Source organism: Pseudomonadota bacterium (genome assembly GCA_039193195.1).
Taxonomy (GTDB): Bacteria; Pseudomonadota; Gammaproteobacteria; order Steroidobacterales; family JBCBZW01; genus JBCBZW01.
The window spans coordinates 19894-43264 of the sequence record JBCCWS010000043.1 but is presented as its reverse complement, the minus strand read 5'-3'; the positions used below and the strand labels follow the sequence as shown (position 1 = coordinate 43264).

Below are 23371 nucleotides of genomic sequence, written 5' to 3'. Positions count from 1 at the left end.
CCGGCTCCCTGCTCACTGACTGGTGATTTATACCGATTAAATATACTAGGTGATAGATAATGAGCACTGATTTCAAATCAGGCGCTGTTGCAAGCGAATGGGGTATTCGCAAGCCTTCCGTCTAGCGTAAGAGCGACGTAGCACCAGTCAAGCTATGGATGACGTGGCATCGAATTGCGGCTTCGACGCGACAGGGTTTCTAGCCACATAACCTCATGGGTACACTCTCAGCTCGCTGTCAGACGGCCGTCCGATGGCGCTCCTTAAAATTCCCACCGGAGACAGTTCATGCCCCATCCCGCACTGCGTACCTTGTTAACCGCGGCGCTGATCGTCGCGAGTTGGAGCGCGCACGCCCAGGACTCGGCGGAGCCTTCGCTCAGCTACGGTCAATCCACACGCACCGATCAACCCAGCGCAGATGTGCGCGAGCTCGCGGCGCAGTATCTGGCCCTGCGCCAGGCACGCACCGGCACCGCGAGCGAAGCCAGCGATATCATCATCCAAAACCGCTTCGCTGCCGCTGAGGAAGCATCCGACGTCGCCCAAGACGCCGATCGTGCGGACCCCCTCGCCAGCGATGAGATCTCGCCCCTTTCCCCAACGCTCGGCGCGAGCTTCGAGGGACCTAGCAGTGACGATAATCAGAGCCTGAATGGCTTTCGTGTACAGCCGCCAGACACCAACGGCGACGTTGGACTGAACCAGGTAGTGTCGTACAACAACCTGTTGTTCCAGGTACTAGCGAAGGACGGCACATCGCAAACCCTGGTGCCCGGCAATGCCCTGTTCCAGGGCTTCGGCGGTCCCTGTGAGGTTGACGGCGGCACGGCCGGCGCTGGCGATTACATCGTCCTCTACGACGAAGGGCGCTGGATCTACAAGGGCTGGGCGCCGAACTTCGGCGTCGAGTGCATCGCCATCACGGACGGCGAGGATGCGCTTGGTAACCTGACCCGCTACGAATTCCAGGTAGTGCCCCCTGGTACCTTCAACGACTACCCAAAGCTGTCCGTATGGGCCAGCGAAGACGGCACGCAGAGCGCGTATACGCTGACCGAACGCAACTTCGGTATCGGCTTCGAAATCTCGGCCTACCTGATCGACCGCGACGCAATTCGAGCCGGTGCGCCGATAGTCAACTTCGTGCGCGTCTCAAATCTGAGCTTCGGTAACCCAGACGGCATCATGCCGGGCCACACGGAGAACCTGAGCCGGGCGCCCGGTGGCGCCTGCCCCCTGTTCAGTGTGGCGGTGGAGCCGACTGAGTACCGCTTCTGGGAATTCTGCGAAGACTTCCCGAACGGTGCCGGCAGCTTCCGTCGCGTTGGATCGGTCGCAGTGCCCACGTTCGATAACGACGTGGCCGATGTCGCCACGCCTGGCGGTGGCGATGCCTTGGACACCCTGTCCTTCTTCACGGCCTATCGCGCCGTGCACAGCAACATCGGTGGTGACCACCGCCTGGTGCTGGCACACACGGTGGATCTGGGCGGCGAGCGTGCCGGCGTACGCTGGGCGATCCTCGACGTCGACGACTACGATGCGATCAGCATCATCGACACAGGCACCCTCGGACCCAACGACGGGTTGGAGCGCTGGATGAGCTCGGCAACGCTGGACACCGTCGGCAATCTGGGTATCGGCTACACGCGCGCTAGCGGTGACAGCTTCCCCAGCGTCTACGTGACTGGACGCGAGACCAGCGATCCCGCCGGCACGCTCCAGCAGGAGGTTTCCTGCGTCGAGGGGGCGGGTGTCCAAACGGGCGGTATCGGCCGCTGGGGTGACTACTCTACGACCAGTCTTGACCCCGCCGACGGATGCACCTTCTGGAGCCATCAGGAGTACGTGGCAAGCACCGGTAGCTTCGAGTGGAACACGCGCTGGTGCTCGTTCCGCTTTGCCAGCTGCACGGGTGAGGAGCCGACAGACTTCACGCTGCTGGCGACGGACCCGGGCCAGGCCGGCGTGGACAATGATTTCACCACCGTGAACGGGACCGCCGGCGGCGCGGTGCTGCTCTACTTCGGTGGTGCCGCCGGTTCGACGCCGATCAGCGTTGGCAATTGCGCAACGTCGGTCGACTTGGCCAACGCACGATTGATCGGCTTTGGCACGGACGGCGACAACGACGCCAGTGTCACCATCACCCGTGCCATTCCGGCACCGGCAGCTGGCCGCACGCTGTTGTTCCAGGCGGTGGACCTGCGCGGTTGTGAGACATCCAACGTGACCACCACTACGTTCTAAGGGCAGGGAGTAACGGGCGGCCTTGCAGGTCGCTCGTTGCCTCGAGGCGAGCGCCGCTCGCCGCGAGGCACGACCAGGCCCCACTCCACGCAAACCCATCCTCGGCCGCGGACACGCGTCGCCACCGCCGTCCCTCGGGTGGCGTTCTGGCACAGGAACTGTGCGCCTTCCGCCAGCCCCCCCTGATCGACCATCTCAGCTGCTCGATGAACTCGCCAGGCACATCGGCGATCATTATTATTCGCCTATCCCCAGAATTGACTTGTAAACCTGACTCCTCGCAGTCGAGAGACTCCACATCGGCGTGGGCGGTGGTGTAGCCTTCCTGAGTGAAGTCGATATCAAAGGTAGCGCCGAGGATATCGAGATCTCGAATACCGATCGCACAGGTCAGTTCCGGGAGGTCCTCGCAGGGGGCCGTCAGCACAGTAGGCGTCTGAGCCTGAGCGATGGGCGCGACTAGAAAAGGGCGGCGATCCAGATGCTGCGTTGCATTCCCATCCCTGAGACCCTCGCTGGCGAGCGTCTGATAGTCCCACACTAGCACGTCCGATAACTCGGGTCTCGCAGAACGCTGCTACGAATACGCACCGCCAAACGGGCGTCGAGCCGTTCGCCGCAGCCCGTGACCTAGCGACGCGTGTCACCTCCTTGGAACACCTGATCGACCGGGATCACCGCCATCTCTGCTCCTCGAAGTCGAGCGGACAGACGGCGATCGCGGCGTCCTCGACAGCGAGCTCGGGCTTCGATGAGCTGGACTAGATCGATGGTGGCTGATCGCGGATCAGGCGGTCTTTCAGATCCGCGGCATCCTTGGTGATGAACAATCACCTAAGGTTCTCGATCTGCAGATCTCGCCGCAGGATAGGGGAACTCAAGGCCCTCTCCGCAGCACGCCGCGTCCCTTGAGGCACGCGACGCTAGTGGGCCGCTTGGTAAATAAGGTGACGCTCAGCGAGTAGCATAGGCGCCAGGGCAAGGCGGTCGCTTGCCAATGGCGATGCCGTTGGCTGCGCGACGCGCCTTGCTGACGCTGCCCCTACGCAGACTGAGCGTTACCTTATTTGCCAAGCGACCCACTAGCCGGGCGTCGACACGCGCTTTCAACGCCGCGTTCGTCTGGGTTCCGTTTCGCATGCTTGATCCATATCCACCTCCCGTCGCTCATGAGAGCTGAACCGTCTGGGCCGAGGGCGTGGGCGGGCTGCGGGCTCGTCGAAAGGGTATCTGGTCAAACGATGCAAACAACGTACGGCTCGTTGCTAGACTCTTAAGGTCGTCTGCGGTATGAGTGCGTGACGAATCGCAGCATTTAAAGGCCGGCGTCATCGTTGAACCTACCCGAGGCTATTGCAATACAGGCGCGTTGGTCAGTGACGCGTTTGTTTGCTACCACCGCCAGGATCAGGACCTGGCGACCACGCTCGTGGGAGTCCTGCGCGACCATGGGTGCCGTGTTTGGTTTGATCTTGATTTAAGCGAGGACACAGACTGGGAGCAAGCGATTCGCTCGGGCCTAGCGACTACAGGTTCCTTCGTTGTCCTCTTGTCGCCACGCTCCCCATCGTTATGGGTTCGCAAGGAACTCGACTGGGCACTAGCACGACGCGGCGTTGACCCTCAGTTTCCCGTTGTGCCGGTGGCGCACCGTGCTCTCGGCGAGCTTGAAGCGTGCTGGCCGCAGCTCAACCAAATGCGCACCTCAGTCCTCGATGACTCCACAGGCGCGAGTTTGATCCGAAGCGTTAAGCAGATCCTCCTCCGGCTGACACCAGGTAAGCTCAACGCATCAATGGGCATCCCGATTGGCGGAGGCTCGGCCTCTGGTTTCGCTGACCAAGTCCACGATCCTTGTCAGTGGGACCACCGATGGGGCGCGCGGATGCGCACCGAAGAAGCAACGTGGGAGCGATACCACGACAGCTACCGCAAACTGCGCAGAGCTTGGTCTGACTCACCGCTTGACTCGATTACATCGTTCTACAGGTCCGCTGAACACCGGACTATCGGAGACTTCGGAGCAGGCGAGGGTGAGCTCGGCAAGCGATTGCCCATGCACGACGTTAGGGGCTTTGACTTTCACTCCCTGAGCGACCAAATCACAGCGTGTGACATGTCTGCTACGCCTATCCCCGACAGTACACTGGATGCGGCTGTGTTTTCGCTCTCTCTGATGGGGTGGGATGCGAAGCCTGCTCTGGCTGAAGCCTCCCGGACGCTCAAAGACAGCGGCGTCATTCATATCGTGCAACCCAGGCATGCTGCGACAAGAGCCTCCGTGCAGCACACTCTCGGCCGGTTCGGATTCTCGATGGAGTTCCGGGAACTAGGGATGTTTACCCACACCATAGCTCATCGCGGCACGGTGCCACCGGAATTGAGCCGCTTGGCGCGAGAGGCAGAATGAAAAACGCCTCATCATCGGCTGGGCTTGGGAGCCCAGCACCAATCTGCCTCTACCTCTTTTGGCACGAGCGCTGCGAGGAAGCTGAGCAGCTTGCTTCTGAGCTTTGGCGTTGGCTGCGCGCACCCACCAAAGACATCCTAGCCGAGGGGCTTGGCGTACCGGTTTACTATCGCGTCGACCCTAGGTCCGCCCACTTGCGCTCGCAGAGTTGCCCGCACGGGATTCAGCTTGAGCAGGCAAAAACGTGGTTGCACCACTTGTTGACGAACATATGGTGAACGACAGCTCGTGGCGGAAGGTACTGCAGAGCTACGCACAGCAGAGCATGCCTTGGAGCGACGAGACCCAGATGGCCCGCTTCCGCGACGGTGGCGCGGTCCGGTTGTTGCCAGTCGCTCTTCACCCAAGCGCAGGACGGCTAGGAGGCGCGACGGGCAAGATCAACCTTTTGCGGATCCACCCCGAGCGCAAGAGTAAAGACCATGGACACGGATCAAGCGAGCGGATCGCCGAATTGCGCCGACAGGTTACGTCCGTACTATGCCGCGATCTCCGAGCGGCGGCCCGGACCCTAGGAAATGGCGCAGCCGACACCTCTACGCGTAACAGCGAGCCCGATGAGATCAGTGTTTTCGTGAGTCATGCGAAGCGAGGAGGGGTCAGGATCGCGGAGCAACTGAGAAGCACAATATACAAGTATGGTCAGATTCAGGCGTGGTACGACGAGTCGGACCTGCCGGCGGGTTATTCATGGCGAGATCGCCTAAAGTCTGCTGCAGCGTCTGACACCGCTGGCATGATCGCGGTTTGGACAGGACAGTATGCAATGCGTCCTTGGTGTCGCGAAGAACTGAGCATCGCGCGAGAGCCTCGACAAGTCGATCAGATTGGAGGGCACTCGATCGTATACAAGGTTCAACCACTAGTCGGCGTTCTTGAGCCAGGAACGACTTGGAGTCCCTCCCTACCGGAGTTGGGCAACGTACCCGTTACCGCATGGGATCAGCAGCGAGCTAGCGAGATAGTTGATCGACTGCTTCTCGAGTCTCTACTCTTTGAAATACATCGGCTCCGAGCTCGCCAGCTAGCTGTCACCTTGAAAGAGAGCGAGGGTGCCCTAAGAGTTTTCCTCACATGGGTACCCGAATCGCACTCACTACTTCGCCTCATGCGGGAACTAAAGGAACTCGCCAAGGAAGGACAAGCGATTGAGCTCATTCATCCTGGCCGAGAGCTGTTGCCCGAAGAGGAGCGGTTCTACACGTCGGTAGTGGATCACAAAAACGGCGTCACGCTTAGCACCTTTGCCGATCTGCAGCAAGAGAAGATTCCCCATGCCACCGATAGGTCGGCGGCAGTGCGAGTGGGCATCTCCTCCAGCCCCGCCCCCGACGGCCGCCAACTGGGTTTCGGCACTCACCACTACGATGAACTCGCAGTGCGTTTGGCGCGAGTGCTCATGAACGGTGGCTGTCAAGTTCAGTATGGGGGTTGGATCAAAGATGACGACCCCTTCAGCCAAGTACTCCTTGATGCGGCCATCAATGCGACGCGCGAAGAGGCTGAGGACGGCAGCGACGAAGAGACCACGCCGCTACTTGAGAGCGTTCAGGCTTGGCCGCACCACAAGAGCTTTACGGCTGCAGCTGAGGCAGATCTCCACGGCATCTGCAGCATCTACCGCGTGGACCCACCGGACGGGCCTGGTGACGATGGCAAACGCGAACGCGATGCGCTCACCAGAATGCGAGCCGCGGTTCATAGTAGCCAAAGCAAGCTGGCCATCCCCACGGTAGACCTGCGAATCGCTCTCGGAGGCAAGATGCGAGGATACGCAGGCGCAATGCCCGGCGTTGCAGAAGAGGTCTACTACGCGCTCGAAAGCGACGTCCCGCTCCTGATACTCGGGGGGTTCGGCGGCGTAGCTGGTCACATTGCAGACTGGGTCCTTGGCGACTCAGCTCTGCCCAGACCGTTGTCGAAGCTATCCACTCCCTTACTGAAGTTTAAGCACACAATTACCATGCTCAGACGTGGCACGCGTACCTTCGTTGGTCTGGACTACGCGCAACTCAGTGCTGTCATGACCACGCAGTCGGTATCCGCGGTAGTTCGTACACTAGCTGCAGTCGTTGCAGATCTTCGGTCCGAGCGAGCATTCCACTACAGCTAACCCTGGTGCCGCCCCCCGCACTCGAAAGCCGCTTGCGAGCCCAGAAGCTCAGACGCCGGCTTGATCGATCGACTTTGCGGCGAGCTGAGCAGTGTCAACCACAGATCGCGCTAGTCGGGCTTGCGAAACACGAAGAAGAACCTATCCGTGTTCCCCGCCACCGTGCGTCGACCCACCTCGTACTCCAACGTATCGTCTAGGCGATAGAACATGTCGGACTGCTCGAGCAGCTCGAAGCCAGCCTCCATCACCTCGATGAGCACGGTCACGGGATCTTCGCGCCGCCAGTTCTCTGGCGTGTCGTTCTGCATGTGGCGACGCGTGTGGTCGATCACCACGTACCTGCCGCCGGGCTTGAGGGCAGCGAACACTGCGTTGTTGAACTCCGCTCGCTCCTCGCCGTGCAGATTGTGATACTCGCGGATGTTCAGAAACATATCGAGCTCACTGGCCTGGAAGTCCATGCCGTCGAACTCGAAGGCGAGCAACTCATCGTCCCAGCCCATCGCCAGGTTGACCCGTTGCACCTTTTCCATCTGCGGCGCCTGCATAAGCTCGTCGAGATCAGCCAGCCACTCCTCGGCATAGGCAATGCTGAGATGGCCCTTATCCTTGAGCACAGGGGCCAGGATCTTCGTGTACCAGCCATTGCCGGGGCCAAACTCGAACACGCGCATGTCCTCGCGCAAACCCATGAGAGCGAGCGCCTGGACGGGCCGTCGGTTGCGATCGCGCGCGCGGTCGGCTTCCGTGCGATAGGGGAGCTCAAGGGCGGCTTCGATCTTGGACGCCGTCGGGTCGGCGTCTTGGGCGCTCACGGCGGTGGTTAAGACGGCCGCGGCGCTGGTGGCCGCAACAGCCAATAGGGTGTGCTTCATCTTCGCTTCCTAGCTGCCAGTGGGTTTGGATCGCCGCACTGTACAACAGTCCACTCAATGGTCAAGACAGCGTAGCGCCGATCACAGCCTATGGAAGCTCAACCGTCGCACGCCAGAAGTCTTGCACCCACGCGCGGTGGAACGCGAGGAGCGCAAGCATCGCCAGTGATTGGGCCTGACTTGCGGTTGGCGTTTGCCGCCGCTCATTGGTCTGCTGTGCAAGCATACGCCTGGAGCTGGCTTTGCAGGCCGTCAACGTGCTACCACCGCTCGTCGGGGATCGCCACTAGCGCCACGGCAAGGACTGCTACCACGACGGTAACGACACCGGCCGCAGCGTACGGAAGTACCGTTTCGCCGCGCACTAAAGAAGTAACGACCGACAACCCGAGCGCCCCCAAGAGCGTCCCGAGACTGATCAACAGCATACGATGGCGAATACTCGCAGCCGCTAGGGCAACGCCAAAAACTGCTGCGAGTGCCAGCAGCGCTCCGCCTTGCAACTCCAGCACAAGCGCCTTCATCGACAGCGCCGTGTGCACCAACCAGCACAAGCAAAGAGATACGACAAACGAGATACCAAGGATGGCGTAAGGTCGGTTTAACGAGACTCTCTCGGCCAATCGCTCTTGCCAAGTCGAGAGCTTCCAATTCCTGGACGCTGGATGCGGCACGCTTTGTTCGCTTGCACTACGGATCGCCCGGCTAGCGATGTCGGCGATGCGTTGTTCCAGCGCCTTGGCTTCTGTAACCCCTTCACGGTCAAACCTAAAGCTCTCGGACGTCACGTCCATTGGCACCTCAGCGGTTGCGTGGTGGACAAACACGACTCGCTCAAACAGCCCGAGACGCCGTAAGTACGACAGCTCCCATTCCATGCCGGGTCCCGGGCGACTGGCGTCAACGACGACTACGTGGGCCGAGCGCGACAAGAACATGACTACCTCCCGCCACATTTCATCCGCGCAAAAAACACCTAGCGCCGCCCCACGCTTTGCCAGCCACTCCTCGTTCAGAGCAAACCGGAACACGCGATTTAAGGAGTGACGCCTAATGAGGTCGGAGCGAAGCACGTGAAGATCCGCACGGCTTCGCACCACCATCGCTCTCGGACGCATTGGGATGATGGACGCTAGCAACGCGCGCAATGGCAAAAAGTTCAGCATCACGTTGCCGTAGTCTAAACAGCGCTCCCAGGTTCCCGGACTGTAGTGACGATCAGACAAGGTGACGCAGAGACCGCACTTCGCCAAGGACTGACAGAGCGCCCGTACCTCAGCAGAACCACGATTATCGAAGGGTCGGAGCAGCAGCAGCCGTATTCCCTCGCGGGGCAGTCGGCACTTGACCATCAAGGTAAAGGCGGCCCGCGCCACCATGTAAGCGCCGATGAGTACGTAGACATCGCTCACGGAAAGCTGGTCGTGACCTGCCCCTGCCAGCACGATACCCAATAGCGCGCCGCCAATCAGCGCCGCCACGACGATGCAGATACGAAACACAGCCAAGGCAGTAGCATTGCGCCGGAAGGCGCTGCGAAGGTCCGAGGCCGACGGCACCGCTTGAGCCCGCGAATCGCCGCGTAGCGTCAACGGCACAGGCGGGGTTTTCAGCAGCTTGCTAGCCTTCATGCATGAACAGGCGCGCCGGCCTAGCGCCAACCAACTCGCTGCGGCTTGCGCCGTGCCCGTTCAACTCTCTGGCTTTCCGACTGCATGGGGAACACGTTCAGGTGGATCATTGCTCACAAGAGGCCGTTCCTTCCGTCGCCATCGCGTTCGGTTCGATACAGCTCACCTGGTCTACCGCGCTCCTGGCACTAGGGTTCTTACTAGCCTGGAGGACGGTCTACCCTGTCGTTTGCCGAAGGCGAACCAAGAGGCACGGGCAAACAGTACTTCCGGTCTTGCGAGAGGACGTGGACGATTTCCTCTACTTGCTGCCCCTCTGCATTCTCATCGGCGGCAGCATGGGCTACGCAATCATCTACGAGCTCGGGAGCCTTGTCGACAATCCGCTTAGCTTCTTTCAGCTCTATACCAATGCTCGCACAAGCTATCACAGCTCCTTGATCGGCGTCCTTGTCGGGGCGACGTTCTTCGCGCGAAAACGCGAAATCCCCATCCGCACCGTTCTGGATCTTTTGGCCCTTGCGCTACCAGTGTATTTAGCTGCTCAAGACGTAGCGGCCTACCTGGATGGATGGGGGTTTGGGCGAGAGTTTGCATCGCCCTTTGGAGTCACACAATGCGGGACGGACGGACTACCGCATCGATATCACGCAAGCCAACTGTACGAGGCGGTACTATGCGGGGCGCTATTCTTCCTACTGCGCTTTCTCGAGCGGCGATGGGATCTGCTTCGCTTCCCGGGGCTGACCACCGGAGTCTTCGTGATTGGATTCACCATCAGCCGACTCGCGATCGAAGTGTGGACGCGCATTCCAGACCCCCATCTTGCCCAGTCAGGTGCGATTTGGATCTTTCGGGGAGTAACATTCGTCCCTCTCATTGCTTTGGGCGCCGGCCTTGTGGTGTCAAGCAACCTGATTGGCCCAAGTCAGGGAAACCGCAGACGCTAGTGTCCTGAGTTGGAAGTTCGTTGATGAATTCGCACGCGAGTTTTTGCTAGCGGACGATACAAGACACTGCATTTTGCATGGACTGATCAACGATCACTACGAGAGTGCTTTCACTCGGGCTGTCCGAGATTGCAGCGACCTCAGTGAACGAAAGCTCACATCCCAACACTGCATCCGGTACCAGACACGCGATGTCAGGGAAGCGGTATCCGGGAGACGGCAAACCCACTACGTCTTTGCCGATACCCGGGCCCGACCGCGCGCCAACGCGATCGGGCCGCCCTAACAGGCTGCTCAGGGATCACATGCCTGCGACGCTGCGCTCGGCCCCGGACGACTGAAGAACAGGTTGCGCATCGTGCCCAAGTCCAAGAAGTTGATCACGCCATCGCTGTTGAAGTCGGCGTCAGGCTCCCAATCGGCCGACTCTGGCGTGGCGAAGAAGGCGGACTTCAATACCCCAAGGTCGAGGAAATTCACCACGCAGTCATTGGGAGCTGCGATGTCCGGGTCACAGGCGTTGCCGTAGCCGTCGCCGTCCGTGTCCAGCTGGCGGGGGTTCGCTACGAGCAGGCAGTTGTCGAAGAAGGCCCCGACCCCGTCGCCGTCCGTGTCGTCGAAGTCCACCCCGAGGGGCAGAGTTGTGGTCTCCAGAGTGACCACGCCGCTGTCGTCGTCCGTGAGCGCCGCCTCCCAATTGATGAGGTTACCGTCCGCCAGGTTCGAGAGCTGCGGGGGGAGCGACAGCTGGATCCTCTCACCGGGCCCGAGATCGAACTGCCAGCGCAGGAACTCAAAGGATTCGCACGAGCTTGAGAATCCGCCCTCGAAGCACGATCCTGCGCCATCGAAGGGCCCACCGATGTCCCCCTCCGCCAGGCTGTTGGCCCCGTCCGGGTAGCGCAGAATCACCTGACCACCTAACACTGGCGTGAGCAAGGTATTGGTCACGCTGAGTTCGACGGATACCGTGTCGCCGCCCTGCGCTGGCACCGGCGAGACGCTTAGGTCCATCGCCAGGGGCGCCTCCGGCCCGATGCGACCGATCTCGGACGCATCGCGCTCGGTCATGGCGAAGCCCTGAGTGGCGCTGATGCGAGCGTGTGACTCGAGCAGCGTGCCCGCATTCAGCGGACCGGCCAGCACCTCCACCACGCGCTGACCGATCGCACCCGCCGACAAGGTGCCGAGGGGCCACGTGACAACGCCGTCGGCCGCGACGCCGCCCTCCGTGGCGGAAAGGAAGGTCACCTCTGGGGGCAGTTCGAGCGTGAGCGACGCGTCGGTCACGCTGGTGACTGAACGATTGCCGTAGCGCACGCGCAGGGTCGTGCTCTGCCCCGCCGGCAGCGGATCGCGCACATCGTCGATACCGAGGGCCAGGGGTGGGGCCTGCACGAGCGGAAGGGCCTGCGACTCCAGGGTGAGGGCGCCGCTGTCGTCACGCAGCTGAGCCTCCCAATCCACTAGCGCGCCCGCATCGATAGACCCGAGCAAGCTCGTGGGCAACGAGATCAGTGCGGTTTGGCCAGGGTTCAGCGTACCGATGGGCCAATTGAGGAACTCGAACGCTTCGCAAGAAGCGCTAAAGCCAGCCTCGGCACAGGAGCCCACGGCATCGAAGGGACCGCCGATGAAACCCTCGTCCAAACTTGCCACACCCGCGGGGTAGCGTAGGCGCGCGGCGGCGCCGAAGACGGGGCTGAGCGAGGCGTTGGTTACCGTCAGATCGACGAGACCGTCGCCGCCGGGGTCGAGAGGTCGGGAATTGCTCTGCAGAGCTAACCGCAAGGCGCCCTGCGGGCCTACTCGACCGATCTCTGACACTTCGCGCACGACGGCTTGGAAGTTCTGCGCACCCGCGATACGCGCGTCCGACTGCAGCAACGTCCCGCTCATCACGGATGCGGCCTGCACCAGCACGCGCTGCTCGCCGACGCTGCCGGCCGCCAGCGTGCCGAGATTCCAGCTCACCGTGCCGTCAACCTCGACGCCGCCACCAGTCGCCGTGAGGAAGGCGAGCCCGTCGGCAAGATCTAGGGACAGGGTCGCATCCGTGACACTATTCGCCGAACGGTTTCCATAGCTAAGGACAAGCGTTGTGGTCTGTGCTGCGGGCACCGGATCGGCCGCGTCCGCTACCGTCAGCGTGAGCGGAGGCATATCACTGACCACGAGCGTTTGCGACTCCAGGGTGAGAGTGCCACTGTCATCGCGCAGCTGTGCCTCCCAGCCGATCAGAGCGCCTGGGGCGACGCCGCCGGCAAGCGCTACCGGTAGGGAAAGCAGCGCCGCCTGACCGGGGTTCAGGGTCCCTACCTGCCAGTTCAAGAACTCGAAGGCCTCGCACGAAGCGCTGAACCCATCCTCGGCGCAGGAGTTCGCCGCCTCGTAGGGTCCGTCCATGAGGTCTTCATCGACACTTGCCGCTCCGTTCGGGTAGCGCAGGCGTACATTCGCGCCGAACACCGGGGTGAGCGTATCGTTGGTCAGTGTGACCGTGAACAGCGCATCTTCAGCCGGGTCGATGGGTGAGGGATCGGCCTGCAGCGCCATGCTAAGGGCCGACCGCGGCCCGACGCGACCGATCTCGAACACCTCTCGCACGGTGGCTGCAAAGTTCTGAGTCCCCTCGATGCGCGCGTGCGATTCGAGCAGGGTGCCAGCGGCGAGCGGATCGGCCGTCACCTCGACGTCCTGGCGGCCGCTGGCCCCGGACGCGAGCGTGCCGAGGTTCCAGCTGACGACACCGTTTACCTCTGACGCGCCGCCGCTCGCAGAGACGAAGGCCGTGCCGGGCGGCAGGGTGAGCGACAGGGTGGCGTCGGTGACGCTCGCCCCTGACGTGTTGCCGTAGCGCACGGTCAGTAGACCGCTTGCACCTGCGGGGAGTGGATCGCGACTGTCGTCGAGACTCAGGCTGAGCGGCGGCGCATCTGCGATCGCCAGCGAGAAAGCCTCCTGGGTCAAGGCGCCGCTATCGTCGGTAAGCTGCGCATCCCAGGCGATCACATCGCCGCTATCGATGGCACCCAAGAGCGCCGCCGGCAAGCTGGCGATCACCGCTTGGCCCGGATTGATCGTACCCAAAGGCCAGCGTAGAAACTCAAAAGCCTCACAGGAAGCGCTGAAGCCCGCCTCAGCGCACGAGGAAGGCGCGTCGAAGGGCCCCTCGATCAGCGTTTCCGCCCGACTGGCCACACCGTCCGGGTAGCGCAACTGTAGGAGGGCGCCGAAGACTGGCGTCGGCGTGGGGTTACTCACCACCATCTCCACTAGCGCCGATCTATCAATATCGTTCGGCTGAGGGTTGACCTGCAAGGCCATGGAGAGCGGCCCCTGAGGACCGATCCGGCCAGTCTCGGCAGCCGTGCGTGTCGTGCCCGCGAAGTTCTGCGTACCGCTGATCTGCGCTGCCGATGCCAGGAGGCGACCGGCCGCGACGGCGTTCGCCTGCACGGTGACGGTCCGTTCGCCCGTCACCCCGGCGGCAAGGGTGCCGAGGTTCCAAGTCACCACGCCGGCGTTCTCCACACCGCCCGCCGAGGCGGACACGAACGTCACGTCATCTGGCAGAGTAAGCGCGAGGCTGGCGTTGGTCACGCTAGCGGTCGAGGCATTGCCGTAGCTTAAGTCCAGGAGCAGGAGATCGCCCGCCGGCACCGGATCGCGGTCTTCCGCAATGGCTAGGGTAAGCGGCGGTGCCGCGCCGGCCACGACGAGTGCCGCGGACGCGGTGGCGAGGTCGCTCGCATCATTGAAAGCGGTGGCTTCCCAGTCGATGACCTGCCCCTCTATCGCCCCGCTGGCGACGGTCGCGGGCAGGGACAGCAGCACGATGCGACCCGGGTTGATGGTGCCGAGATCCCAACGCAGCACCTCTCCCGGCTCGCAGGAGCTGGAGAAGCCCAAGGAGGCGCAGGAGGCGGCCGCGTTGAAGGGCCCCTCGATCAGCGTCTCCGCCAAACTGGCGGCCCTATCGGGGAACACAAGCGTCACGGCCAAATCGGTCTGCGGGGTGGGCCCATCGTTGGCCACCGCGATCTCCACGAGGGCGGAGTCGTTGGGTGCTGCTGAGCCTGGATTGACCTGTACCTGCAGCTGCACGGCCGCTTCAGCGAGCGAGCCCGCGAGCATCACTGAAGAGAACATCGCGGCGAGTGGGGCAACTAAGCGCTGGATTGGCGCACAGCTCGAGGCAGCCGCATATGTACCGCTGCCTGTGTACGAAGAGATGGAAGAAGCGTTCATGGGTGGCTCTCCAAGGCCAAGCCTATCGATAGGCGAGCGCACGCAACGGTGCGACGGCCACCGCTGGCCGCGTACCTGCATGGGTGCTCGGTGCTAGAGGTGTGCCGCCGCTGGGGAAGCGGCGGCATGGGCGTCGTGGGTAGGCGGAAACTCAGGCGCGACGGCAGCCAACGGCCTCAGCCCTCGAGCTCAAGTCGCCGGCGTGTGAGTCGCAGGCCAGAGGCAGTGCCGAGGGCGCTCAGCAACAGCCATGCAGCGCTCGGCAAGGGGACGACTGCGCCATCGGAGATCACGACACTGGCATCGCCGAAACTCACGGACTGACACTGGAAAGTCACCGCCGAGACGAAGCAACCAGCCAACATGCCGCCCACCGTATCGTCGCCCCGGGGCATCACGGACGTAGAGCCGGCCGCGAACGCGACGAAGGTGATCGTGGCCACGTCTGCAGGTCCCTCCAGGCCGTTGAAGTCGCCGAAGGCGAAGCCGTCGACGAAGCCCGCCACGGCGTCGATGTCGCCCACGCGGCCGAAGTCAGGGTCGCCGAAGGCGATGGGATCCCACGAGACCAGCTCTAAGAGCTGCGGATCCCAGAGCACGTCGACCCCGCCGCCCAGGGTGGCCTCGTCCGTGAAGTCCATCGCGAGGGTGATCGTGAACTGCTCGCCCACCGTCACCTCCACGTCATCATCGAAGGCGACGGTCGCCCCCTCTGCCCCCATGGCGGTCAGGGCGAGGGCCGCCGACACCGCGGTGACCAGCAACCTGTGAGATGTGCCGGTGCGCTTGTGGATGCTTCGATCTTCGCGGTTCATCACCTACTCCTTGTGAAACGTCGAACTGTTGAGGTCGGCGCTGCTCGACTCCGGTCCACGTCGTGCGAGCACGCTTCGGAGCATTCACCGGTGCCACGATCGGACGCAATGTCATTCGCCGGACACCCGCGCAAGACACTAATTCCGTTTACGTTATTACTTCTGTTGTCCTTATTCGGACAGCCTTGAGGTGTGTTGTTTTACCCGCCGACAGGGAATGCAGTATCGTGACGCTCCCGGTGCGAACCCGCTGCGGGCGGGCGCACTGAAGGGGTGGTAAGCGCTGGGCTGCTCTGGGTAGGGGTCATGGACGACAAGAATCAGCACGCGAGTGCGAAGAAAACCACCGTGATGCTGTCCCGCGGCGCCCTCGAGGAAGCCCGAGTGGCGCTGGAGTTCAAGCAAGCGACCATCGCTTTCAGAATCTTAGAGAAGCACCCGACGCTCTACGACAACCCTCCGCACAAGCTCGTTTGGCGCGCATTCAATGGGCGCAATATTCAATTGGATAAGGCGGAGCTCGTGGCGCAGGCCCTGCAAGTGCCACTGGCGCAGCTTTTAGCCAGACCGGTGCATGGGGCCAATGATGGGGAAGACACCGAGGCAGTTGCCGCTGCGCCGCCCCTGGCCGAGGGGGGAACGGCGACGCGCGCCGAGCGGAGTGCTAGACGCGAGGCAGCTGCGGGCGCGGCCGACGCGCCGGGAGGAGCGCTGGCAACGGACCGCCGCGGGAGCGCATGGCTTGCCGCCGCTGCCGCTGTGTTTGTGGTTGCCGCCGTCGTCGTCGGGCTTCGAGTGTCCGTGCCCTCGGCATCGACCGATGCCCCCAAGCTACCCGGCCTAGAGTCCCTTGTCATCGTCGCCGACGGCGATGTCCCAACCCGCTTCGCCGATGCTATGCGCATCTCGCTCGGCGAGCGTTTGCGCGACGCCAGATTCATCACCGCCGGAAAGGGGATGCCCGGCATCGAGGACTTTCCCCAGCTAGTCGCCTTCGCGGGAGGTGGACCGGTGCTGCACATCGGTCACCGACCTAAGGGATTTCATGCTCTGCTCGAGTTCACCCTAGCCACGCACTCGGCGTCGCAGCGAATCTGGTACGCGACGGCGCGATCTAGCGCGCTCGACGCAGAGGTGGCACAGCGCGTGGCAGCGGGCGTGGCGGAGGCGCTCGACGCGGGAGATGGCGAGGCGAGACCCTCGGTGGCCGCCGGGACACGCCAGGTGCAAGCCATGGAAAGCTACCTGAACGCTCGTCGAGCCCTCGACCTAGAACCCGAAGGCGATGCCAACGCCCTGCGTCGCGTCTTTCAACTTGCTCAAGCCGCCGTGGATCGCGACGGCGCCTTCGCCCTAGCGCACGCGGTGAAGTGCGAAGCGCTGGCGCGCCTATACTGGACGGACAGCGATCAGTCGTTCCTGCCGGACGCCAACACCGCGTGCGACACGGCGGGCGAGCTCGCCCCCGACAACCCCTACGTTGCCGCTGCGCGCGCGCAGCTACTGATTCGCGAGGAAAGGCCCCATGCCGCGGTAGCGCTGGTCGAGCCGATGCTCGCCAAGCACCCCGAGCACGTCGATCTGCTGCTCGCCGCAGCGCGTGGCAAATTCTCCCTGGGCTACAAGGGCGCCGAGGGTGCACTGCCCCGGGCAGTCGAACACGCTGAGGCCGTGACCGCACTCGAACCGGAGTTCTACGTGGGGCACTTCTGGGCAGGCACCTACAGCTACTTCGCAGGCGACCGCAGCGGCGCGATCCCTCACCTGCAGCGCGCCGCCGACATCAACCCCCAACCCGTGGTGCTCAACAACCTCGCCGCGTTGCTCACCTGCGCTGGCGATCTCACCGGGGCCGAGGAGACCTCCCGCACACTGATGACACTCGATCCCTCGTCACCGCTTGGACCTGAATCGCTCGGCAAGGTGCTAGGCCTTCGCCACCAACACACCCAAGAGGTGCACTTTCGCGAGCTGGCGCTGAGCCTGTACGGCGATGCCTCGCCGGACATTTACGAGGTATACGCACTGCTCGGCGATGCCTACCGACGCGCCGGTCGCGCCGCGGATGCTGCCGGCGCCTACGAGCGCGCCTTGCAAACGGTGCTTCGCGATCGCGCCCGAGCCTCCGACGACTCGTCACTGATGGTCGCCCACGCCATGCTGCTCGGCCGCATCGCATCCACGCAGATGCCGTCACCCTCGGAGATGGCAGACACCATGGTGCAGATGCGCTCGCTCCTCGAGCAGGCTGACATGACGAGCTTGGCAACATCGGGCCAGGTGCAAGTCGCCCAATCCTACGGGTTACTCGGGGAAGAGACCTTGGCCGAGCACCACTGGCGAGCGGCGAGTGCTGGGTGCGCGGCGTACGAGGCGCACCCCGATCGCAACTCACTGGATACCTTGCCGGGGTTGCAGGCGGCGAACTAGTGCGATCTGCGCGAGCTAGCGAGACGACTGCGTACGCGTCGATAGAGCACCTGATATCCCTGTCCCGACGGACTCGTTTCGGAAGCCAGCATCGGTGGGTGTACCGTACAGCCACCGGCTTGCTCTAGATCGACTTCTGGACTAGCGAAACCAGGCATCGTGAATCGTCGCTAACCTGATGTAAGGTCAAGCGATCAAGAACTACGATGATCGTCGACAAGCCACTGCCCACGTCACAGCCTTGGACCGGCCCTCTCCGAGGCGCGCACAAGAGCCAAGCAGACCCGCAGACCAACACAACCATGACCACTCGAACCAAGAAATCGGTCTTCATATCCTACGCGGAGGATGCAAGTGAAGTTGCACATTCACTTGTAGACCTAATTTCGGCAATCGGCATTGACGAGCCGAGAGTCTACGCTTTCACCGCACCTCGCGCAGCCACACATCCCGGGGAGACCTATCGCAGGGACGTAATCAGGAGCCTCGAGCAGGCAGAACTGGTGATCTCAGTGCTCACTCGCGAGTATTTTCAATCCGGGAACTGCCTAATGGAGCTAGGCCGAGCGGAGCTGAACAGCGAGAGAAACCACGTCTCGATCGTGCTTGGACATCCTGGCGATTTCCCCACCTTGCTCGACAACACAGCAGTGAGACTGCACTTCTCGACTGAACCGCGCACTGGACGTAAGGCAGTCGACGACATGCGGGCGCTAATTGAGCGCTTGAAGGCACTTTCCGACCGACACCCAATGAGCGACGACTTGCTTCGAATCAAGAGCCAATCGTTCCTGTCACGGGTGATGGAGTGGGCTGATGCACCTCCTCCGATGCAAAGAGACGTAACCGACGCGCAGTGGCTACAGGATATTGCAGACGCGAAGGATGCAGTCTTCGTAGGCATCAATCACAGCCAGCTAGCGAAGTAGCTCGCATCAGCGATTGAATTAGCTAGTCGCCCGCTCGACCTATGTTCCGTGCATGTGGTCTTTGCATCTGAGCAAGATGGGGAGCTGTGGGACGGTGCCAACCATCGAGCGCTGTGCGAGTCCGCCATGTTCGCAATAGCCGATCTACTGACGAGGGATTCCTATAGCCTACCTAACCTGCGAGAATTGACATTTCGGCGAGCCCACCATCATTCGACAATCGGCGGGAGCTTGCTCGACAGCGCCAGCGGCAGTCGTGTTCTCTATGTTGCCCAGTACTTACCCAACGAGAATAGAGATACTCGCAAATCGGTCACCACCAGATTCCAGGCCCTCGCTGACGAGGAAACAAGACCATTCAAACCCTACCTCGACGCGTTTCGGCTCGTAGCAAGGGAGGCCGAAGCGTGCACAGTCATCACACCAGAACTCTGGGATCAATGCGCACTAGCCTGGTCTCGGTATTGCAAACACCGGTTCGACGGGCGCTGGAGCGCGCATCGCGCCAGCATCAATCATTTTGCTGAGAAGCTCGTCAACTTGCTCCAAGAGCATCGCATGGAGAACCCTAGGGTACTGGACTTTGCGTGCGGCACCGGCGAGTTGTCTCATGAGATGAGACAGCATTCCTCTCAACTGCAGATAACGCTTCTGGATTCATCTCCCCGCATGTTGCGTTTGGCTATGGAAACACCGACCCTGCAGTCCGCCATCCCGGTCATCCATCGATTCACCAACGATCTCACTCGCACAACCCTTTCGCCTACACCGCGTCAACCGATACGTTCACCACCACACAATTCGATTTGATCGCCATGCATCTCTCGATCCCCGCGGTGGCTAGTGGATTCGAAGACTTCACTAAGTTAGCGAATTGGTGCAGAGAACATCTCGTTGATGGAGGACTGTTGGCACTCTGCGCGCACAATACGGCCATTAGTGACGTCGATAGCGCGTACTCAACAAGTAACGACGAGCTTCGCCACAGGATTCTGCAAAACGCACTAGCAATCGACCTCAAGATTCTGGAGCCGATCGCAGAGAGGCCTAGGCTCGACACGGACACGATTGTAGGAGGCGTACTAGATTCCGGATTTGAGCTACTGAACACTTGGGACGAACGATTCGCAAACTCAAGCGGTGCGCGCATTCAGCTTTGGAGAGTGCCAGCCGTAATCGGGACTCTCGTAGACGTTCAACATGCTGGAAACATCGACCGCTTGGTACCAAAGGAGAAGGATCTCGAGTCCGAGACAATGCCTATGACAGTCCGATATTGGGTGTTCCAAGCGAGGGCAGGAGGTCGGGCCGAAAGCAAGAGTCACAGAGGATGAACTTACCTCTCGCGCGCCACTCGAGATCGGGGAATACTCCGCACCCGCATCCCACTCGTCCATCACGGCCTAGCTCAGCATTGAGCTTTGCCACTGCAAGCTGAAACGAATATCGCGAACAAGCCCACCGCAAAGGCCTTAGTTACGCCTTTTCAGCTTTACCCTTCTTGACCCCCTCCAAAACCTCCTCCTCGAACTCGAACGGCGGCAAGTCCTCCGGGCGCTTGCACGGTAGATGCGGTTCGGGCTCCCCAACTGCCTTTAGCACAGCACGGCAGTCGCGCAAATCCCAATGGAATGCGAATGGTGGCCCGTCGGCCCACGCCTTTGGATACGCTAATAGAGCTTGTGAGCGCGCTCTCTCGGCATCGCCGAGCACCAGCCGTAGTTCGGCGAGACGCAGATGAGGCGGCTCACGCAGACTACTGAGCCGATCTGCGTATTCGCGGGCTTCCTCATGCTCGCCCAGCCGCGCCATAGACGCAGCGTACTCAGCTTCCAGTGAGTACACGGGCGCATCTTGCTCGCGACCAAGGTGAATTGCCTCAGCGAACACTCCGCGCGCTCGCGCCTCCGCATCTTGATCGCGCAGGAGGTGCGCTTCGTCGACCAATATCTGTTGACGCGTACTAACGTCATCCCTAACGAGCCTATGCGCCAAAGCGGCGATGACTTGGTCTTCGGTCAAGCTCTTTGCATAGCGGTCAGCACGGACCTTATCCCCGATGACTCGGGAGTTCAGATAACTCGGCCCTTTAAACCTGCTGGGACTACCAAGCTCAGCCAGCGGCGTGTGCCGTTGCCAGTCAAGCTCGCCACGAACGATGTTCAACTCGCAAAGCAGAAGCGCGTGAATCGCCTGGACTTCTACATTGGTGGCGGACGCAGCAACACTCGCGAGACTCATGAGACGCATAGCAGAGGCCAGGTTACCGAGCGACCGTTCGGCTTTGGAGAAGTTGACAAGCGCGACAACAGCCCATCGCAAATCACCATCTTCCAGTCCTGCCTTAAGGTTCAACAGAGCTGCCGAACGAAACTCGCTTTGGTATCCAATGCGACTGGCGGCAATCGAGAGCTGATTGGCGAGTCCGCGGACCGTGTATTTGGGAGTGTCCGATCTTCCTGCCGAAAGATCGGGCTCAAGCAGCTGCGCGACCATTTCGTAGAGCGCACGGCTACGACCGGTCCGCGAACACGCGTAGGCCACACCGGAAGTACGTAGCATACGGGACGCCACAACGACTTGGCCGCCAAGCAGCAGTAGGCGCGCAACCTCAAGGTAGCGATCTACGTCTTCGGCACTGCTATCGACTGACAACAGTCGAGGCGCTTGCTCACGCGCGTAGTCCGCCGTTTGCACACCCATCTCTGCGCGATCAGTAGTGGTGAGCTTGGCGCGGGTGAGACCGCGCACAAGCGGGTGGAGGTCATAACTTGCCGCATCCGGTTCTCTGGTCACTAGCCCACGGCGTTGCAGTAATCGCAAGACCCTCCGTAGCCAGTGCTCGGCCTCCGTGCGCTCATGCGACTTTTCCCATTCCTGGAGCCTATCTAGGTATGCTGTGTAAGCTGCCTCAGCCACCTCACGTCGACGCTCATCTCGTAAGGCCATTTGCTTTGGATCCTCGACCCTGGCGGGGCGAGGTGGGAGGCACGGATTGATGGCGGATAGTGTCGTGTAGGGGACTGCGCCGGAGAAAAACGACAACCGTCCAAGGAGCTTCCACTCATCGGGCTCCAGGCCTTCAAGGGCAACCTTGAGCACATGGTTGCGCTTGCTCACCACGCCCTCGACCTTAGTCAAGTTCAAGGCATTCGCACCTTCCGGATCGTTGAACCATTGATCGAAGTCGCCCGGCGCAGGGGCATGCTCCAGAATGAGGCCGGCGATAACGCCGACCATAAGCGGGTGGCCCCCAAAGTTGCCTTCCAGGTAAGGTCGCATCAGCGCGCCGTCTCCGCTCACTCCGGCGTTACTCATCACCCTCTCCGCATCATCGCCGGCCAGCCCGGTGAGTCGGAGATGAGCCACCCCTGCCCGAACCCCGCCTACGCCCGACAGGCGCAGAGCTGTCGGCATATTGCGCGTTGAGATCAAGATCTTTGACGGCATGACGGAAGCTAGATCGCGCAACATCTCGTCGTCGTCAGGGCGGATGCAGAGGTTGGGATCGCGCTCCTCGCCCTCACGCACGCCATCACCTTCCTCGTCGGTGATCTGCGCCGCATCGTAGCGGTGATAGGCGATTAGCACCCGCTCAAGCCCATCAAGCACCAACAGCCATGGCCGCAGGGCGAGATGCTGGGTTAGGCGCACACGGAGATCGTGACGATTGAGGCTTTTAAAGGTGGGGGGAGGGACGTTCTCAATGTAAGCCAGTGCCTGCACGGAGAAATCTCGCATACTCGCCCCCTCCTCGTAGAAGGAGTACCAGAACCGACCGGCGAGAGCAGGCAGCACTCGTTGCGCATGCTCGCTTGCCCAGCGGTGAGTGACCATGCTTTTACCCATGCCGCCAATGGCTTCTACCACTAGCATCGGTGCGCTCGAGAGCGCCCAAGTGCTGATCTCTCCAAGCTCGCGCTCGCGTCCAACGAATGGCATGCCCTGGGAGAGAGGAGTCACGAGGTGAAAGGACGGGGGAGCGGGTGGTGGAAGTTCCCTTACGGACGACTGACGTGACCCGTTGGAGCTAGCAACTGACGCCTCGATGGCGTCCCGTTCCTGGCAGGCCAGACGGAGCTTGTGAGCCGCCACATGCACAGCGTTTATGAACTCAGACTCCGAACTCACCGGGGCGGCAACACGATCACTACGAACCTCCGCTCGGAGCACTTCGAGCTTCCCTCGCGTCGCCTCGTCGAAATCAAACTTGTTTGCGGGAAGGGGGTAGTCCCCCGTCAATACGATCCCCGCTCTCGGCAGATCGCGCTCTTGAGCGCGTCGGAATTCGAGCGCCGTTGTCGATACACCGCTGGGGTTTCGCTTACTGCAGCAACGAACTTCTCCATAGCGTTGACCGAGGATGCAAAGGTAAGCATCCGCAGAATTGACCATTTCGATCGATTGCCCGATGACATCACGCTGAGCGGACAGCGGGAATTCCTCCATGGCAACGACAGACAACCCTTGTTGCCTAATCGCCTGAATCGCCAATTCACGATGCTCCTCGAGGTCATCGAATGTGCTCGACAGCATCACCCTGTAGCTATCCTCTGCCATAGTGTTTCCCAAGCCCCACTGTCTTATCCGCGGCGTTACTCATGTCGTTTCGCGCAGTGCCCCACCCGCTTCGCCGGCTAGCCTAACCAAA

The 23371-nt window shown here is 61.6% G+C and carries 11 protein-coding genes; 5 read left to right on the top strand and 6 right to left on the bottom strand.

Going from position 1 to position 23371, the window contains the following annotated elements; genetic code table 11:
- Positions 1-288: 288 nt before the first annotated feature.
- On the top strand, positions 289-2253 hold the full coding sequence (locus AAGA68_22515; GenBank protein ID MEM9387844.1) for a hypothetical protein: 1965 nt from the start codon (positions 289-291) through the stop codon (positions 2251-2253).
- Here the strand turns inward: AAGA68_22515 and AAGA68_22510 are convergent.
- On the bottom strand, positions 2243-2800 hold the full coding sequence (locus AAGA68_22510) for a hypothetical protein (GenBank protein ID MEM9387843.1): 558 nt from the start codon (positions 2798-2800) through the stop codon (positions 2243-2245). The genes AAGA68_22515 and AAGA68_22510 overlap by 11 nt on opposite strands.
- A 3031-nt stretch (positions 2801-5831) precedes the next feature.
- Here AAGA68_22510 and AAGA68_22505 point away from each other — a divergent pair.
- Positions 5832-6836, top strand: coding sequence for a hypothetical protein (locus tag AAGA68_22505; GenBank protein MEM9387842.1), 1005 nt, complete (start codon positions 5832-5834; stop codon positions 6834-6836).
- 110 nt (positions 6837-6946) lie between these two features.
- Here AAGA68_22505 and AAGA68_22500 read toward each other — a convergent pair whose 3' ends face one another.
- Both AAGA68_22500 and AAGA68_22495 read right to left on the bottom strand, forming a co-directional pair.
- Complete coding sequence (locus AAGA68_22500) at positions 6947-7714, bottom strand: methyltransferase (GenBank protein ID MEM9387841.1); 768 nt, start codon at positions 7712-7714, stop codon at positions 6947-6949.
- 260 nt (positions 7715-7974) lie between these two features.
- Positions 7975-9345, bottom strand: a complete 1371-nt coding sequence (locus AAGA68_22495) for a hypothetical protein (protein MEM9387840.1) — start codon at positions 9343-9345, stop codon at positions 7975-7977.
- A 2-nt stretch (positions 9346-9347) separates the two neighbouring features.
- On the opposite strand from AAGA68_22495, the gene AAGA68_22490 reads away from it, so the two are divergent.
- Positions 9348-10295: a prolipoprotein diacylglyceryl transferase family protein gene (locus tag AAGA68_22490; GenBank protein MEM9387839.1), complete on the top strand. Its 948-nt coding sequence runs from the start codon at positions 9348-9350 to the stop codon at positions 10293-10295.
- A 294-nt stretch (positions 10296-10589) separates the two neighbouring features.
- Here the strand turns inward: AAGA68_22490 and AAGA68_22485 are convergent, their stop codons facing one another.
- Together AAGA68_22485 and AAGA68_22480 are read right to left on the bottom strand one after the other, a co-directional pair.
- Positions 10590-14546 carry a hypothetical protein gene (locus AAGA68_22485; GenBank protein ID MEM9387838.1) on the bottom strand — a complete coding sequence of 1319 codons (3957 nt, stop codon included), beginning with the start codon at positions 14544-14546 and terminating at the stop codon, positions 10590-10592.
- 176 nt (positions 14547-14722) lie between these two features.
- Entirely contained in the window at positions 14723-15361 is a 639-nt protein-coding gene (locus AAGA68_22480) for a hypothetical protein (protein ID MEM9387837.1), read from the bottom strand.
- Positions 15362-15667: 306 nt separating this feature from the next.
- Between AAGA68_22480 and AAGA68_22475 the strand changes: the two genes are divergently transcribed.
- Both AAGA68_22475 and AAGA68_22470 read left to right on the top strand, forming a co-directional pair.
- Positions 15668-17791 (top strand): hypothetical protein, encoded by a 2124-nt coding sequence (locus AAGA68_22475; GenBank protein MEM9387836.1) that lies wholly within the window; start codon positions 15668-15670, stop codon positions 17789-17791.
- 302 nt (positions 17792-18093) lie between these two features.
- A complete protein-coding gene (locus AAGA68_22470) occupies positions 18094-18720 on the top strand; it encodes a TIR domain-containing protein (GenBank protein MEM9387835.1) in 627 nt (208 codons plus the stop codon).
- 1476 nt (positions 18721-20196) lie between these two features.
- Here the strand turns inward: AAGA68_22470 and AAGA68_22465 are convergent.
- Complete coding sequence (locus AAGA68_22465; GenBank protein ID MEM9387834.1) at positions 20197-23280, bottom strand: DUF4062 domain-containing protein; 3084 nt, start codon at positions 23278-23280, stop codon at positions 20197-20199.
- Positions 23281-23371 lie beyond the last annotated feature (91 nt).

Excerpts from the sequence above, each read along its gene's own strand:
- AAGA68_22480 (MEM9387837.1), bottom strand. The coding sequence starts at position 15,361 with ATGAACCGCGAAGATCGAAGCATCCACAAGCGCACCGGCACATCTCAC.
- AAGA68_22505 (MEM9387842.1), top strand. The coding sequence starts at position 5,832 with ATGCGGGAACTAAAGGAACTCGCCAAGGAAGGACAAGCGATTGAGCTC.
- AAGA68_22500 (MEM9387841.1), bottom strand. The coding sequence starts at position 7,714 with ATGAAGCACACCCTATTGGCTGTTGCGGCCACCAGCGCCGCGGCCGTC.
- AAGA68_22475 (MEM9387836.1), top strand. The coding sequence starts at position 15,668 with ATGGACGACAAGAATCAGCACGCGAGTGCGAAGAAAACCACCGTGATG.
- AAGA68_22470 (MEM9387835.1), top strand. The coding sequence starts at position 18,094 with ATGACCACTCGAACCAAGAAATCGGTCTTCATATCCTACGCGGAGGAT.
- AAGA68_22465 (MEM9387834.1), bottom strand. The coding sequence starts at position 23,280 with ATGGCAGAGGATAGCTACAGGGTGATGCTGTCGAGCACATTCGATGAC.
- AAGA68_22490 (MEM9387839.1), top strand. The coding sequence starts at position 9,348 with ATGAACAGGCGCGCCGGCCTAGCGCCAACCAACTCGCTGCGGCTTGCG.
- AAGA68_22495 (MEM9387840.1), bottom strand. The coding sequence starts at position 9,345 with ATGAAGGCTAGCAAGCTGCTGAAAACCCCGCCTGTGCCGTTGACGCTA.
- AAGA68_22515 (MEM9387844.1), top strand. The coding sequence starts at position 289 with ATGCCCCATCCCGCACTGCGTACCTTGTTAACCGCGGCGCTGATCGTC.
- AAGA68_22485 (MEM9387838.1), bottom strand. The coding sequence starts at position 14,546 with ATGAACGCTTCTTCCATCTCTTCGTACACAGGCAGCGGTACATATGCG.